Origin of the sequence: Bacillus sp. FSL K6-1218 (assembly GCF_038006445.1) — a bacterium.
Lineage (GTDB): Bacteria > Bacillota > Bacilli > Bacillales > Bacillaceae_G > Bacillus_A > Bacillus_A thuringiensis_S.
In genome coordinates, this window is sequence record NZ_JBBOVE010000001.1 from 1,202,273 (window position 1) to 1,217,293 (window position 15,021).

A 15,021-nucleotide genomic window follows, 5' to 3' on the forward strand; every position below is an offset into this window, starting at 1 on the left:
TATGAAGAATAGGAAAGCTTTCTTAGTTAGGAGGTAAGAGATGAAAAATACGTTAAAGCTGATTTTCTTTATCCTGCTATTGTTCGCATTATTTGTTTCGTTACGTATGTTTATTGATGTAGCATTTTATTCAGATGTGATTGGGATAAAAGATGTTTCGATTTTAGGTATTATTAGTATTTTATTTACAGTATCTGCGTTTTTAATTGGTTGCGTTATTTTCTTAGAAAATCGCCATCCATCTAAAACACTTACATGGTTAATTGTGTTAGGAATTTTTCCGGTATTTGGCTTCTTTGCTTATTTATTATTTGGACAAAATTTTCGGAGAAAAAGAATGTTTCAAAAGAAGGCGTTACTTGATGAACAGGCGTTTTTACAATATAAAGGGCATGAAGATTACGAAGAAAGAATTTTACGCAATCATAAGCATCAAGAGCTGTTATTTCGTTTAGCGGATCGCTTAGGCGCTTTAAATATTTCATTTCAAACTGAAACGAGGACATTAACAAATGGAGATGAAACGTTTCAGGCCATTTTAGATGGATTAAAACGAGCGAAACATCATATTCATATGGAATATTACATTGTGCGTGATGATAAATTAGGAACAGAAATTAAAGATATTTTAATACAAAAATCAAAAGAAGGCGTTGTTGTTCGTTTTTTATATGATGCGGTTGGAAGTTTTAAGTTATCAAAATCGTATATTGAGGAATTAAACGATGCAGGTGTCGAAATGATTCCGTTCTTTCCTGTGCGCTTTCCAATTTTAAACGATAAGATTAATTATCGAAATCATAGGAAAATTGTTGTGATTGATGGGAACGAAGGGTTTGTAGGTGGATTAAATATCGGTGATGAGTATTTAGGGAAAAGTAAATATTTTGGCTTTTGGCGAGACACGCATTTGTATTTACGTGGTGAAGCGGTTCAAAGTTTACAGCTTATTTTCCTTCAAGATTGGTTTTATATGACTGGAGAGGCTGTGCTAGCTCCTGAATATTTACAAGCAAAAGCAGTTGAGGGTGATCATTGGGGAGGCGTGCAGCTCGTTGCAGGCGGCCCCGATAATAAGTGGGAAACGATTAAGCATTTATATTTCGCAATGATCGCTTCTGCTCGGAAATCTATTTGGATTGCAACGCCGTATTTCATTCCGGATGATGATATTTTATCCGCATTAAAGGTAGCTGCGCTTGCTGGTATTGATGTTCGTTTGTTAATGCCGAGTAAGCCTGATAAGCGTACTGTCTTTTACGCATCGAGATCGTACTTCCCAGAGCTTTTAGATGCAGGGGTAAAGATATATGAGTATGAAAAAGGTTTTCTCCATAGTAAAGTTGTCATTGTCGATTCTGATTTAGCTTCAATTGGGACAGCTAATATGGATATGAGAAGTTTCCATTTGAATTTTGAAGTAAATGCCTTTTTATATGATACAGATAGCATTCGAAAGCTTGTTCAAGATTTTAAAGACGATTTAGAAGAATCCAGTGAAATTCACGTCGATCATTTTCATAAAAGGCGTCTTCATAGACGAATTGTTGAATCGACATATCGGTTATTATCGCCTTTATTATAAAAAGAGATGTCCGAAATTGGGACATCTCTTTTTTAAAAGGAATTTGTTGAAAATTGTAGAATATAAAGAGCTGAAAGGGTGTGATTACGATATTTATAGCTAAAAGAGAAAACGGAGAAAAAATTCATTTACTCTACAATTGTAATGAAGAGCTTTTGCGCCGTATGCGTCAACAGGAACGATTCTTTTGTGTAGCTTGTGGAAAGGAAGTACAAATGAAATTAGGGAAACAAAAAAGTTGGCATTTTGCTCATAAAAAAGTGGATTCATGTCTTGCCTTTTATGAAGCGGAATCTATGTATCATAGGCACGGTAAAGAATTGTTATATAGATGGTTTAAACGTCAAAACTTTCATGTAGATATAGAGCATTATCTGCCCCAGATTCAGCAACGACCAGATATTTTTATAGAGAGAGCAGGGAGAAAAATTGCGATTGAATACCAATGCGCAAACCTTTCTATAGAGCAGCTGTACAAACGAACCTATTTGTATTGGCGAGCGGGTATACAGGTCATTTGGATCATTGGTGGAAATCAATTGAAAAAGCAATCTGCATATTGGATGAAATTCTCCTCACTTATGGCTTTCTCCTTACAATCTTATCCTCAACCATTTCTTATTTTCTTCTGTTCCAAACAAAAATCATTTATGAAATGCGCGTTTCTCACTTCATTTTCTACAAGCGTCTCTTTCTCACATACTATATATTTACCAACTGAAACTACTACTTTTGAACTACTCTTTTCCCCTGTTCCTTTCCAAAAAGAAATATTAGACCGAGAATGGAAGCAACGAAAGGACTATTTTCGAAAAAATGCTTTGCCTATTTGGAATTATAATTATAAGTCACTATTACGCCTCTTATATCAATTTAAATGTACCCCAGCGAGTTTTCCTTCTGAAGTTGGTGTTCCACTCCCTTCTGGATTTGCTTTTCAAACAAACCCATTTATATGGCAAGCTTTTCTATATATGAAGTGTATAGGGGAGCTTGCAGTAGGAGAGTGTATTTCTCTTCAATATGTGTGTAGTTATGTAAAAAAGTATACGAAAAGGCGTATGCTCCCGTACTTTTCAAAGCATATATGGAAAGTAGCAGTTACTGAATATATGACATTCTTATGTTATACAGGTGTATTACGTAAAGTGGAGACTTATAAGTACCGGAAAATAAGGGGGATCGTTATGTTAAAAACAGAGGAGGAAGTTATGAAATATGATGAAACTTGTTTAGCGTATGCCTTATCTTTATTTGAGGCAAAGTACAACATGAGAGAAGGAAAAGGGGATATAATAAAGACTGATTGTGAAGGAATTACATAAGAAAAAAACGAATTGTACTTAAGGAGAGATAATTAAAGGAGGGCTTAAAGAATGTCTGAACAAAACAAAGCGAAAACATTACCAGATCGCAATGAGATTGAAGAAGCAAGTACGTGGCGATTAGAAGATATTTTCCAAACAGATGCAGAATGGGAAAAAGAATTCCAAGCTATTAAAGAGCTATTACCGAAGTTAATTGAATTTAAAGGGAAACTTGGTGACTCTGCGGACAATTTACTTGAGGCATTGCAATATGAAGATGAAATTTCAATGCGATTAGGTAAGCTATATACATATGCTCATATGCGTTACGATCAAGATACAACAAACTCTGTATATCAAGCATTAAATGATCGCGCAACAAATTTATATTCACAAGTATCTAGTAGCACAGCGTATATTGTACCTGAAATTTTGTCGGTTTCAGAAGATACACTGCAAACATTCTTGAAGGAAAATAGAGATTTAAGTGTATATGAACATGCATTAGAAGAAATTACACGTCAACGCCCGCACGTATTATCAGAAGCTGAGGAGGCTTTATTAGCGGAAGCATCTGAAGTAATGAGTTCATCAAGCAATACATTTGGTATGTTGAATAACGCGGATTTAAAATTCCCATCTATTAAAGGTGAAGACGGAGAAGAAATAGAAATTACACATGGTCGTTACATTCAGTTTTTAGAAAGTGATGATGGCCGTGTTCGCGAAGATGCATTTAAAGCTGTATATGAAACGTACGGGAAATTTAAAAATACATTCGCAAGTACGTTAAGCGGAGCAGTAAAACGTAATAATTTCAATGCGCGTGTTCGTAAATATGATTCTGCTCGCCAAGCTGCACTAAGCAATAATAATATTCCGGAAGCAGTATACGATCAACTTGTTGAAACGGTAAATGACAACTTACATTTATTACACCGTTACATCGATATTCGTAAGCGTGCATTAGGACTTGATGAGCTTCATATGTATGATTTATATACACCACTTGTACCAGAAGTGAAAATGAATGTGAAATACGAAGAAGCGCAAGACCTTTTATTAAAATCTTTAAACGTACTTGGTGATGAATATGTTGATATTTTGAAAGAAGCATATGAAAATCGCTGGGTAGATGTGTATGAGAATAAAGGAAAACGAAGCGGGGCATATTCATCTGGTGCATATGGAACAAATCCGTATATTTTAATGAACTGGCATGATAATGTAAATAATTTATTTACACTTGCTCATGAGTTTGGTCATTCGGTGCATAGTTACTATACAAGAAAAACACAACCGCACGTATATGGTGATTATTCCATCTTCGTAGCAGAAGTGGCATCAACTTGTAATGAAGCGCTTCTAAATGATTATTTATTAAAAACGACAGAAGATAAGAAAGAGCGTCTATATTTATTAAATCATTATTTAGAAGGATTCCGTGGTACTGTATTCCGTCAAACGATGTTTGCAGAGTTTGAACATATTATTCATAAGAAAGTACAAGAAGGACATGCTGTTACGCCAGACATGCTAACGGAAATCTACTACGATTTAAATAAGAAATATTTCGGTGACGCTTTAGTAATCGACGAAGAGATTGGTTTAGAATGGTCTCGTATTCCGCACTTCTACTACAACTATTACGTATATCAATACGCAACAGGATTTAGTGCAGCGACAGCTCTATCTAAACAGATTTTAGAAGAAGGACAACCAGCAGTAGAACGTTATATTAACGAGTTCTTAAAAGCAGGAAGCTCTGATTATCCAATTGAAGTGCTGAAAAAAGCAGGAGTAGATATGGCATCTCCTGAACCAGTAAAAGAGGCACTACAAGTATTTGAAGAGAAATTAAATGAATTAGAAGCATTATTATTTGAAGAAAAGTAATGAAAAAAGACGAGGGATTGTATCCTCGTCTTTTTTGTTGAATAAATTCAATGTCGATATTTGTCGAAAAAATAAGGTGAATTTCTTTGTTTTTTCTAACTGAAAGGATAGTTTTACAGCTGATTTTTGAAATTAAAACCCTTTGAATCTTTTTTTATGATTGAAATAAGAGAGAGTGATAACGATGATTCCGAATAAAAGAGGTAAGGCAATAATTTTAGGAAAAGCTTGTAGTAGAGAGAGTATGTACAAGAAAAAAGAAACGATGACAGCTAGAAAGAGAAGAGCAATATAAGATTTTTTCATAAATAACCCCCCTAAATGCCCTTTTTTATAGCTTATTCAAAAATGAAAACGTTTAGAATGTGACAAAAGTGTGAATTTCGACAAAAGGGGTTGTCATCTGGCGTCGAATCTTGTAATATAATAAGCGTGAACGAATTCACATACAAACATATACCCCTTTGTTTGAACGTGAAAATTTCTCCCATCCCCTTTAATATTTTTATAAGCCGTAAAGAAAAAGACCTGGTGTTTACACCAGGTCTTTTTCTTTTACTATCCATTTCCAATAACGTTCGCATTTTACTTCAATCATTTGTACTTTTCGTTTCAGTTGTAATTTTTTAAGTTCGCGCTCAATTTCTTGCTGCGGACAGTCATAAATAAATGCTACTTCTTTTGAAGATATAAATTGTGTTGCTTCTAGTAATGCTTCTAAAGGTGGTAATGGTTCCGGCTCAATTTCACATTTTACAAGTTCTTTCAATAATTGTACGTATACATCGTAGGAATAATTTCCAGAGATTTTAATACCTTCTTCATCTGAGTTCGCATGAAAAAAGACGAGGGAGGGTATTTCTGTAATATGCATCTCATTCGTGAATTTCAAGTCACATTGGAAAGCTTTTTTTGCACTAGCAGAATGTAGATCTTTTTTAAATTCTTCTACATCAATATTGCTGTCTTTCGCACATGCAAGTAATAGTTCGCAGTCAGGGTTTGATACATTTTCAAGGAAAATGTATTCTTGGAGTTTTCGCAAAAACTTCGAACCTGCTTTTCGGCCTTGCAACTCCGCCGCCTTAATTGCCATCGAAACTAAATATGGTGTTGACGATGCTTCTTGCATATGTACCTTTCCATCACATGAAAAACCTTGTAAACTTGTTGTCTTTTCCCACACAAATCGAATATTAGCAGGTTTATTCCATTTGTGTGAGGAAGCGTTCGTTCCATCCACTTTTCCTGTTACGATATGACGAATAGAGAAGTATTTCCCGTATTCAAGCCATAGTTTAATAATAAAAGGCTCAATTTCCCAGCAATCTTTACAAAGTGGATCAATAAATAAATATGCTTCTACAGACTTATGCTCGCATGCGGAAGGAGATGGCATATTTATATGCTTTGCTTCCTGCTTATCCATTACACTTCACCTGTTTCGTTTGGAGTATTAACCATATGCTGAGCGGTTAATGCTAAACGTTCAAAAACAAACTCTCTTATATGACCATGCACTCCAGTATCATCCATTGCTTGCTCCATACATGATAGCCAAGCCTCTGCTCGTTTTGGAGTAATCTCAAACGGAAGATGGCGTGCTCTTAACATAGGATGACCATGTTCTTCAGTGTACAAATTAGGACCACCTAAATATTGTGTTAAAAATTGCTTCTGCTTCCTAGCAGTTTCTGTTAAATCTTCCGGGAAGATGGGAGATAAGTCAGGGTGTTTACTGACATAGGAATAAAATGTATCTACTAATATTGCAATGCATTGTTCACCGCCAATTGCTTCAAATGGTGTCATCGGTTGCTTGCTCATCCTTTATAAACTCCTTTTTCCATGAAATGTATATCTATTGTAGCAATGGAATGTTCGAGAGGGCAAATAAACAGCCTTCTCAAACATTCTTTGCTTATTCTACGGGTGTAAACTTTTTTAGTAAGATGTATCCACTAGTGAAACATATTCACTAGTGGAATTTTCACTTTAGCGTGCTTTGTTTTGTTTGGCAAGGAAAAAGCGTTTTACTTTGTTATTTGTATGACGAACAGGTATGTTATGTTGCGTTAATAAATGAATAAATGCAGCTTTTCCTGTTTCTTCATCTTGCACTTCAAATTCAATTTCATAATCATCGTGATTGTAATAGAAACTATGATCAAAGACAAGCGTTCCGCCTTTAAATAATGCTTCGGCTCTTTCTGTTGTTAAACTACCCATATATGTTAAAGCGGAAACAGGAATTTGTAATTTGTGTAGTTGATTTACTACTGCTCCTTGAATGATTGTGTTTGTTTCCATCATCATTTTTGCTTCGTCTTCTGTTACGACTTGATGCGTTTCTAATAAGCCGATTTCTGCAGGTTGTTTCAGCGTTAACGTATAAGTTTCTCCTTTATGACGAATACGAAGTGCAGAGCCAGTTTCTTTTAACGAGAAGTCAGGTGTTTCAAAGTAGTGATTCACTTGTTTCGTAAATGCTTCAATGGAAAACGATTTACATAATATATCGAATTCTTCTTTTGTAACGATATTTTTGAATTCAATTTCAATTTCTTGTGTCATTGTATAATCTCCTTTTGAAAAATAATTCTTTACACATTATCGCTTTTTCATAAATTTGGTTCAATGTTTTATTTGTTTGCGTCCATGTTATGATACAATAATACTGTTAAGTAAGACAGGAAGTTGAGATGGAGGAGTTCGAGCATGCAAAATAAAATTCAAGTTAAGAGCGTAGAAACGAGAGAGAATGCGCTTATTTTTTGTGCGGAAAATAGTGAAATAGAGGTAAAGGAGCTAAGTGCGCGTAATCACGTACTTGTAGACTCAGACAATTTATCATTTTTATATATTTTAGAAAACGAATCATCTTTCATTTATGTAAGTATTCCGCACACATGCTGGGAAGCAATGCATGAAGCGATGAATAAAGATATGGTAATGTTCATTCGCGTGAATGACATTGAAATGGAATTAGAAGGATTAAAAGAAGAAGTAGAATATTTAGTTGAAAATATTGAAGGTAATGCAAATTACGGAGAAGAACTAGTAACTGCTGTAGAAAAAGTATTTCTATAAGCAAATGGATTGATTTTGGTGGTGGTTGAAATGAATCGAAATTGGGAAGAATTTTTAGCACCTTACCACCAAGCGGTGGCAGAGCTGAAAGTGAAATTAAAAGGAATGCGTACGCAGTTTGCAATGTTGACGGAGCATTCCCCAATTGAGTTTGTAACTGGACGAGTGAAATCAGTTGCGAGTATTATTGATAAAGCGGAGAAGAGAAATGTACCGCTAGACCGGCTTAGAGAAGATATGCAAGACATTGCGGGCCTTCGAATGATGTGTCAATTTGTTGATGAGATTAAGCCTGTTGTAGAGTATCTTCGAAAACGAAATGACTTTGAAATCGTGGAAGAACGTGATTATGTCACGCAAAAGAAAGATAGCGGCTACCGCTCTTATCACGTTGTCATTAGTTACCCTGTTCAAACGATTCAGGGGGAAAAAAAAGTATTGGTAGAAATCCAAATACGCACGCTAGCAATGAACTTTTGGGCAACAATTGAGCATTCTTTAAATTATAAATATAGTGGACGTTTTCCTGAAGATATTAAAATACGCTTGCAACGTGCAGCGGAAGCGGCGTTTTTATTAGATGAAGAGATGTCTTCTATTCGTCTTGAGATTCAAGAAGCGCAGAAGGCTTTTTCAAGAAAGCAAGAAACGAAAGATTCCGAATCATAAACTAAAGGGTGTTGGGCGATGAAATTTACGATTATGTCAAAGGGAGATCAATCATCAGATACACTGGCAAGCACGATGAAAGAGTACTTGTTAGATTTTGGATTTACAATGGATGAAAAGGAACCCGATATTGTAATTTCTGTTGGGGGAGATGGAACGCTTTTATATGCGTTTCATCGTTATTATAATCGATTGGATGAAACAGCATTTGTTGGTGTACATACAGGACATTTAGGTTTCTATGCAGATTGGTTACCGACAGAAGTAGAGAAATTAGTAATTGCGATTGCGAAAACACCATTCCAAGTGGTGGAATATCCGCTTTTAGAAGTGATTATTCGCTATGTGAATGGAAGTAAAGAGTCACAGTATTTGGCGATGAATGAGGCGACTGTAAAAAGTGCAGAAGGTACATTAGTAACAGAAGTAGAAATACGCGGAGAATATTTTGAAACATTCCGAGGGGACGGTCTTTGTATTTCTACTCCTTCAGGAAGTACTGCGTATAATAAAGCGCTTGGCGGAGCAATTATTCACCCTTCTATTGAAGCGATTCAAATTGCAGAAATGGCGTCCATTAACAATCGTGTGTTTCGTACTGTGGGATCGCCACTCGTATTGCCGAAGCACCATACATGTGTGTTAAAGCCAGCTGCAGGAATGAACTTACAAATTACAGTGGATCATTTAACGATGGTCCATCAAGATGTGAAATCAATCCAGTATCGTGTCGCAAACGAGAAAGTACGATTTGTTCGTTTCCGCCCGTTCCCGTTCTGGAAACGAGTTCGTGACTCGTTTGTTGCAGATAAATAGAAAGGGTTATATATTTGAACAGATTTACATTGAAATGGGATATAGGGCTGGCTGAAGAGGGGATTTTAGTTAGGGAATTCTTGAAAACGAAAGGTATTTCTAAAGCCGCTTTAACGGATATAAAGTTTCACGGCGGGGCAATTGAAGTAAATGGTCAACATGAGAGTGTTCGTCATCGGTTGCGCGCTAGTGAAGAATTACGTATTTTTTTTCCAGTGGAGGAAAGAAGTGAAGGGATGATTGCAGAAGATATCCCTTTATGTATTGTATATGAAGATGATGCGGTTCTTATCATTGATAAAGAGGCGAACATGTCAACGATTCCGTCTAGAGAACATCCGACAGGGAGTGTTGCCAATGCGCTTTTATCTCATTATGATAAGCAGTATCTTGCAAGTACAGTGCACATTGTAACACGGTTAGATCGTGATACTTCAGGGCTTATGCTTATTGCAAAAAATCGTTTCGTGCATCATCTTTTATCGAAGCAGCATCAACAAAAAGCTGTGAAACGAACGTATGAAGCAATTGTTCACGGTGAGATGGTAGAACGAGAAGGAATGATTGATGCACCAATTGGTCGGAAATCTGATAGCATTATTGAGCGAACAGTTTGTGAGGATGGACAAAGGGCAGTTACTCATTTTAAAGTAATTGGTAGTACATATCATAAGACACATGTAGCGCTGGAGCTTGAGACAGGAAGAACGCATCAAATTCGTGTGCATATGGCTCATATAGGACATCCATTACTTGGTGATAACTTATATGGAGGAAGAAGGGATGAAATGAAACGGCAAGCACTTCATAGTAAATCTTTGACGTTTTATCATCCTATTTTAGAGAAAGAAATGTCTTTCACTATAAAGATTCCAAGCGATATGCAAGAGTTACTTAGGAATGCTTAAAAAGGGAACAAAATTCTTATATTATAAAGAATTTTGTTCCCTTTTTTCTTAGCGGAATAATATTAAAATTTGGTTTTCACCCGTACGCTTTATAACGAAAAATCCATTTTCGGCTTTTGTAGCAATGCCATTGTCATTTGGACGACAATATCCATGCGTTTCGCAAGTGCCGTCATCACGTACTAACATTTGCCCAATTAATCCGACAGGAAGCCACTCGGCGCGATCTTTTCTTGCTACATATTTGCAAGCTGGATCCCATTCTGTATTTAAAAGAGGTTGTATTTCTTCTGATTCCGTCCATACATATTGGCGTTTTCCAAAGTTGTCTGTTTTATAGCGTTTTTGCCAACTTAAAGCCCCGCTATTTCCTATAAGTGCAGGGGTTGCACTAGATATTCCTAAAATGAACGAATCGTGTGAAGTAGCTATCCGAATTTTTTCTTCGCTACTAAATGTAACGAAATAACCGACATCAATAGGTTTATGACCTTCTGTTTCAAACATTTGTGCAAAATCCGTTCCGCTTGCATTGTAAGACGCGCCCTCAATATACATTTCTCCATTATGGGCAAGCCATTTAGCACCGATATTATGGTCGGTGTCGTTTGCACCATTTGCAATAAACCAGGAATAAGCTTCTTCTGCAGTGCCGAAGCGCCCCATAATATGGCTACCTGCAAAATGAGCTGTTGATGTATGATGACCTTCCGCATGAGAAGAGGAGCCGTTAGCGATAGTTGCGGTTCCTTCTGCGTGTGCTGCTTCGCCTAAAGCAGTCGTCTGTTTACCCTCCGCATGAGAATAAGCACCGCCTGCTGTCGTTTCACTTCCCTCACTATGCGAACTATGTCCAGTTGCTTTTGAGTTGGATCCTTCTGCATGAGAGAAAGAACCTTTTGCGTGTGTTAATAAGCCTTCCGCATGTGCTGCCATGCCCTCCGCATGAGAGTGAAGCCCCTCCGCATATGCATATCGGCCGCCCCTTTTAACTTTTGTATTTTCAGGTGTAGGTGTCTCAATTATGAGCGGTTTTTCAGTTTGTATATCATTCGATGAAGCTAATGCTTCTTTTATTTTTTTTACTTTGTTTATAATAGCAGCTGGAATTTCTGGTTCCACTTTTTTATTTATTGCTACAGAATTATTTTCTTCCGCCTTTTCTTCTGTTTGGTTAGAACGTAGTACCTGTTCATCTTGATTTGAGAGCTGTTTATTTTTTTGTTGCATCTTTATTTTTCTGCGATCGATTATGTGGTTCATCACAGCATTTTCTAAAGAGACATATGTTGGTTTTACTTTGCTTTTTTTTGATGACTCTTGTTCTTCTAGTTCTTCTATGGCTGCAGCCCGAATACTACACCAGTTGTTAATTCCGTACATGGGCAGATATAAAGGGGGAATTTTTCTTTTTTGTTTAGAAGATTTTTTCTTCATTCTGTCACCTCCTGCGACATTATATGTAAAGTAATTAAAAAAAGATGCACTTTATTGCATCTTTTTTTAATTACTTTACCTAGTTTTATATGAGATCTGCCTAAATAATACGGTAATCTCTCGCTAAGTAAGGTAGTTATGAAATTGGACGGAACTTTTCAGCGACAAAAGGTAAAGAAGACGGGACAGAGATAGTCTCCATTTCAGGATAACGTAATCCGGTTAATTTGCCACCAAATACAGCACCAGTATCAATATTGACTGTCTGATTGACGAATCGAGGTTCTTTTACTGGTGTATGTCCATATACAATCCAAGCTTGCCCCTTGTATTCTTGTGCCCAATCGCGACGGACAGGTGAGCCATCGGCATGCTTTTCTCCTGTAATATCGCCATATAATACAAAGGTTTGTACTTTTTTATCTCGTCTTCCTATGTAATCTTGCCGAATCCCAGCGTGACATACGATTACTTTTTTTTCATCTAGTATGTGGTAGAGTGGTGATTGTTCATAAAGAGTGATAAACTTTTCTTTTATAATGTTTTGCTTATGAGAGGGAAGTGCCTCATATTCAGCGACAGTTGTTTCAAGTCCGTGAGCGATTGTTACATTACGTCCAAGGAAAAATCGATATAGTTTATTACAGTGATTTCCAGGAGCGTAATAAGCTTCTTTTTTATGTATGACAAGTTCCCATACAATTTCGATCATACGTAATGAATGAGGACCACGGTCTGTAATATCACCAACGAATGCAAGTTTACGTTGTTCAGGGTGGATCGGTAGACCGCTACTCCAGTTATATCCTAGCTTCTCTGTTAAATTTTGAAACTCTTGGAAGCATCCATGAATATCTCCTATAATGTCATATTTCATATTTAAACCTCCATCGTATTTTTCATTAGTATATCTAAAAAAGGATAGAGATAAAAATATAGCGTTTTTGTGTTGTTCATTTAAACATAAAGCTTTTCGTTCTTGAGCGAATATTTAAAATGAATCCAATCGCAATCATGTATGTAAGCAGTGAACTTCCTCCGTAGCTCATAAGAGGTAATGTTATCCCTGTAATGGGAAGTAATCCGATTGTCATCCCGATATTTTGGAATACTTGGAAAGTAAACATTCCGATTGTACCAGCGCAAATGTAACTACCGAAAGGGTCATTACTTTCTAAAGCGATATGAATCATTCGAAAAATGAGTAAGAAAAAAAGTGAAATAATGACACTTGCGCCTAGAAATCCAAATTGTTCAGCGACATTAGTGAAAATAAAATCTGTATGTGGTTCTGGAAAATATACTTGTCCATTTTCCCACCCCTTTCCTTGCATTTCTCCGGATCCAGTCGCTAAGAATGCTTGTCTTAATTGATAGCCTTGCGCATCATATTTGTAAGGTGCCAACCATCCGTAGAAGCGATTTAATTGATATTCTTTTAAAATGTGTGCTTTAAAGAAATCTGTGTGAGTAAAAAAAATATATATTAATGTAGATCCAGCCACGAAAGTACCTGAAACTAATCCGAAAATAAAACGCCATCGTATGCCAGAAACTAGTATCATTGCTGCAAGCATCGCTGAAATGACCATTGTGTTTCCTAAATCTGGTTCTTTTGCAATAAGTAGTAGTGGTGGCAAGCTTGTCGCAAATATTTTTCCAAGTAATAAAAAATCGTCACGCATTGTTCGGGAAAAATATTTCTCATTATGATTTGCTATAATTCGTCCAATGACGATAATTAAAAACAATTTCATAATTTCAGAAGGCTGAAAATTTCCGATGCCTGGGAGCCTGTACCAAGCGGTAGCGCCTTTAATTGTAACGGCACCTGGTACTTGAAGTTCTAGTCCAATAAGTAGTACCATTGCAAAGCTATACAAATACCAAGCAATTTTTTGATAACGATCGAAATCGATAATCATAATAACACCAATGGCTATAAATCCAATGAAGTACCATTGGATTTGCTTGAGTACAAAATTGACGTTTTGTAAAAATGGCGGTAAGGAGGCTTGCGCACTTGCAATAGCACAACAACTAACAATCCCAATGGCAAATAAAATAAATAGTAATACGTAGTCTATTTGATATTGAGAATTTGAATCTTTCAATGTAGGTATTCCTTTCTACTGCTCTTTATAGTAATGGATTTTATCCCGCATTAATGGGCAGTAAGACCTCCACCTCAAAATTCAGCGAAAGCGAAGAAGTTAGGAGGGGGATCAACTGCCCGTAAAAGCCCGATTGGTTCAACTAATAATCAGTGGGGGATGAAGAAAACCCCCACTGATTAAAGTTTCACTTTATAGTATGAGAAAGAATGTATGAACTATACGAATGATTCACATATAGTCCATACACTTTTGATTTTGCAGAGTAGTTTAATTGTTTAACTCTTTAATAATTATATCCAAACAATGGGCAAGACGTACATGTGCGTCAGGAAAAATATCTAGTTGATGAAGGTAGTATTTTAAGGAACTTTTACACCATTTGTAAGCACTAAGTAGAGCTGTTCTATAGTCTGTAGTATTTTGTAAAAATCCATATTCTTTTGCTGTTATAACGAGGTGTGTGAAATCTTCGCAACCTTGAAGTAGTTTATTGTGTATTTGTTGTCCAGCATGGTAGCGAAATTGACTTAAAGGCTCAGAAATGTATATTGCATTTCCTTTAGAAAGTAAAGAAATCCATGAGGCCATATCAACACTACAAGAATATTGTCGCTCTTTAAGGGTGCCAAAAGGTTCAGTGAGCAAGTTCTTTCGAAACAAAGTAGTTGTAGGTTCGCCGATAATGTTGTGGCCGGCCTTTAGCATCCAGTCGCCTAAAAATATTCCGTTTAATGGGGTATCTTCGCTATATAACTTTTGTGTTGGATGGGCATCGCCGATTAGATTTCCATAATCATCAATACGTACTCGATAAGAAGTAACAAGAGCAAGATCTTTATTGGAATCTTGCTCAAAATAGGCCATCATTTTTTGTATTTTATGCTTATAAAACACGTCATCGTCCATTAAAAAATTTATATACTCACCATTTGATTTTTCTATGAGCATAAGGTCATTCTGAAATTGTCCTAGAGTAGAGATATTTCGAATGTATGTTATATTTTTATAATTTGGTAAGTATTGTTCATGTATTAGAGTTGCTGTTTCATCATTTGTACTATCATCTCCAATGATGATTTCAATATTTGAATAAGTTTGTGCCAATGCACTTTCTAGAGCGATTTTGAAATAATGGGGTCGATTATAAGTGGGAATAAGGATAGAAACGAGAGGTAGATTCTTTTCACTCGCCATAC

At 36.3% G+C, this 15,021-nt stretch carries 15 protein-coding genes; 7 read left to right on the forward strand and 8 right to left on the reverse strand.

Translation table 11 applies throughout. The features are described from left to right. Positions 1 to 40 precede the first annotated feature (40 nt). The 3 genes from MHI26_RS06265 (at position 41) to pepF (ending at position 4,788) form a co-directional block, all read left to right on the forward strand. A complete protein-coding gene (locus tag MHI26_RS06265) occupies positions 41 to 1,585 on the forward strand; it encodes a cardiolipin synthase (RefSeq protein WP_000799190.1) in 1,545 nt (514 codons plus the stop codon). 80 nt (positions 1,586 to 1,665) lie between these two features. After that, positions 1,666 to 2,910, forward strand: a complete 1,245-nt coding sequence (locus tag MHI26_RS06270; protein ID WP_000628325.1) for a competence protein CoiA — start codon at positions 1,666 to 1,668, stop codon at positions 2,908 to 2,910. Positions 2,911 to 2,961: 51 nt separating this feature from the next. After that, positions 2,962 to 4,788 (forward strand): oligoendopeptidase F, encoded by a 1,827-nt coding sequence (gene pepF, locus MHI26_RS06275; RefSeq protein ID WP_000003355.1) that lies wholly within the window; start codon positions 2,962 to 2,964, stop codon positions 4,786 to 4,788. Between the two features lie 132 nt (positions 4,789 to 4,920). Here the strand turns inward: pepF and MHI26_RS06280 are convergent, their stop codons facing one another. From MHI26_RS06280 to MHI26_RS06295, 4 genes are all read right to left on the reverse strand, one after another. Further along, a complete protein-coding gene (locus MHI26_RS06280; protein ID WP_000750354.1) occupies positions 4,921 to 5,094 on the reverse strand; it encodes a hypothetical protein in 174 nt (57 codons plus the stop codon). A 229-nt stretch (positions 5,095 to 5,323) separates the two neighbouring features. Beyond that, complete coding sequence (locus MHI26_RS06285; RefSeq protein ID WP_000360649.1) at positions 5,324 to 6,217, reverse strand: ClpXP adapter SpxH family protein; 894 nt, start codon at positions 6,215 to 6,217, stop codon at positions 5,324 to 5,326. Further along, positions 6,217 to 6,615, reverse strand: a complete 399-nt coding sequence (locus tag MHI26_RS06290; RefSeq protein ID WP_000043386.1) for a globin domain-containing protein — start codon at positions 6,613 to 6,615, stop codon at positions 6,217 to 6,219. The genes MHI26_RS06285 and MHI26_RS06290 overlap by 1 nt, the downstream gene beginning before the upstream one ends. Before the next feature lie 168 nt (positions 6,616 to 6,783). Beyond that, positions 6,784 to 7,362, reverse strand: coding sequence for a CYTH domain-containing protein (locus MHI26_RS06295; RefSeq protein WP_000191113.1), 579 nt, complete (start codon positions 7,360 to 7,362; stop codon positions 6,784 to 6,786). 144 nt (positions 7,363 to 7,506) lie between these two features. On the opposite strand from MHI26_RS06295, the gene MHI26_RS06300 reads away from it, so the two are divergent. Genes MHI26_RS06300 through MHI26_RS06315 form a run of 4 tightly spaced genes read left to right on the forward strand, consistent with a single transcriptional unit; the run spans position 7,507 to position 10,271 of the window. Next, positions 7,507 to 7,878, forward strand: a complete 372-nt coding sequence (locus tag MHI26_RS06300) for a UPF0738 family protein (protein ID WP_001180015.1) — start codon at positions 7,507 to 7,509, stop codon at positions 7,876 to 7,878. A 30-nt stretch (positions 7,879 to 7,908) separates the two neighbouring features. After that, positions 7,909 to 8,547, forward strand: coding sequence for a GTP pyrophosphokinase (locus MHI26_RS06305; protein WP_001081480.1), 639 nt, complete (start codon positions 7,909 to 7,911; stop codon positions 8,545 to 8,547). A gap of 18 nt (positions 8,548 to 8,565) precedes the next feature. Beyond that, on the forward strand, positions 8,566 to 9,363 hold the full coding sequence (locus tag MHI26_RS06310) for an NAD kinase (protein WP_000673196.1): 798 nt from the start codon (positions 8,566 to 8,568) through the stop codon (positions 9,361 to 9,363). A 14-nt stretch (positions 9,364 to 9,377) separates the two neighbouring features. After that, positions 9,378 to 10,271, forward strand: coding sequence for an RluA family pseudouridine synthase (locus tag MHI26_RS06315; RefSeq protein WP_061666485.1), 894 nt, complete (start codon positions 9,378 to 9,380; stop codon positions 10,269 to 10,271). Between the two features lie 48 nt (positions 10,272 to 10,319). On the opposite strand, the gene MHI26_RS06320 is transcribed toward MHI26_RS06315, so the two are convergent. The 4 genes from MHI26_RS06320 to MHI26_RS06335 all read right to left on the reverse strand — a co-directional run bounded on the left by MHI26_RS06320 (position 10,320) and on the right by MHI26_RS06335 (position 15,019). Then, complete coding sequence (locus tag MHI26_RS06320; protein ID WP_061666487.1) at positions 10,320 to 11,708, reverse strand: peptidase G2 autoproteolytic cleavage domain-containing protein; 1,389 nt, start codon at positions 11,706 to 11,708, stop codon at positions 10,320 to 10,322. Between the two features lie 136 nt (positions 11,709 to 11,844). Then, a complete protein-coding gene (prpE, locus tag MHI26_RS06325) occupies positions 11,845 to 12,585 on the reverse strand; it encodes a bis(5'-nucleosyl)-tetraphosphatase PrpE (RefSeq protein ID WP_000872690.1) in 741 nt (246 codons plus the stop codon). Between the two features lie 76 nt (positions 12,586 to 12,661). Continuing rightward, complete coding sequence (locus MHI26_RS06330; RefSeq protein WP_000655326.1) at positions 12,662 to 13,822, reverse strand: FtsW/RodA/SpoVE family cell cycle protein; 1,161 nt, start codon at positions 13,820 to 13,822, stop codon at positions 12,662 to 12,664. Between the two features lie 270 nt (positions 13,823 to 14,092). Continuing rightward, positions 14,093 to 15,019 carry a glycosyltransferase family 2 protein gene (locus tag MHI26_RS06335; RefSeq protein WP_000135608.1) on the reverse strand — a complete coding sequence of 309 codons (927 nt, stop codon included), beginning with the start codon at positions 15,017 to 15,019 and terminating at the stop codon, positions 14,093 to 14,095. Positions 15,020 to 15,021: the final 2 nt, after the last annotated feature.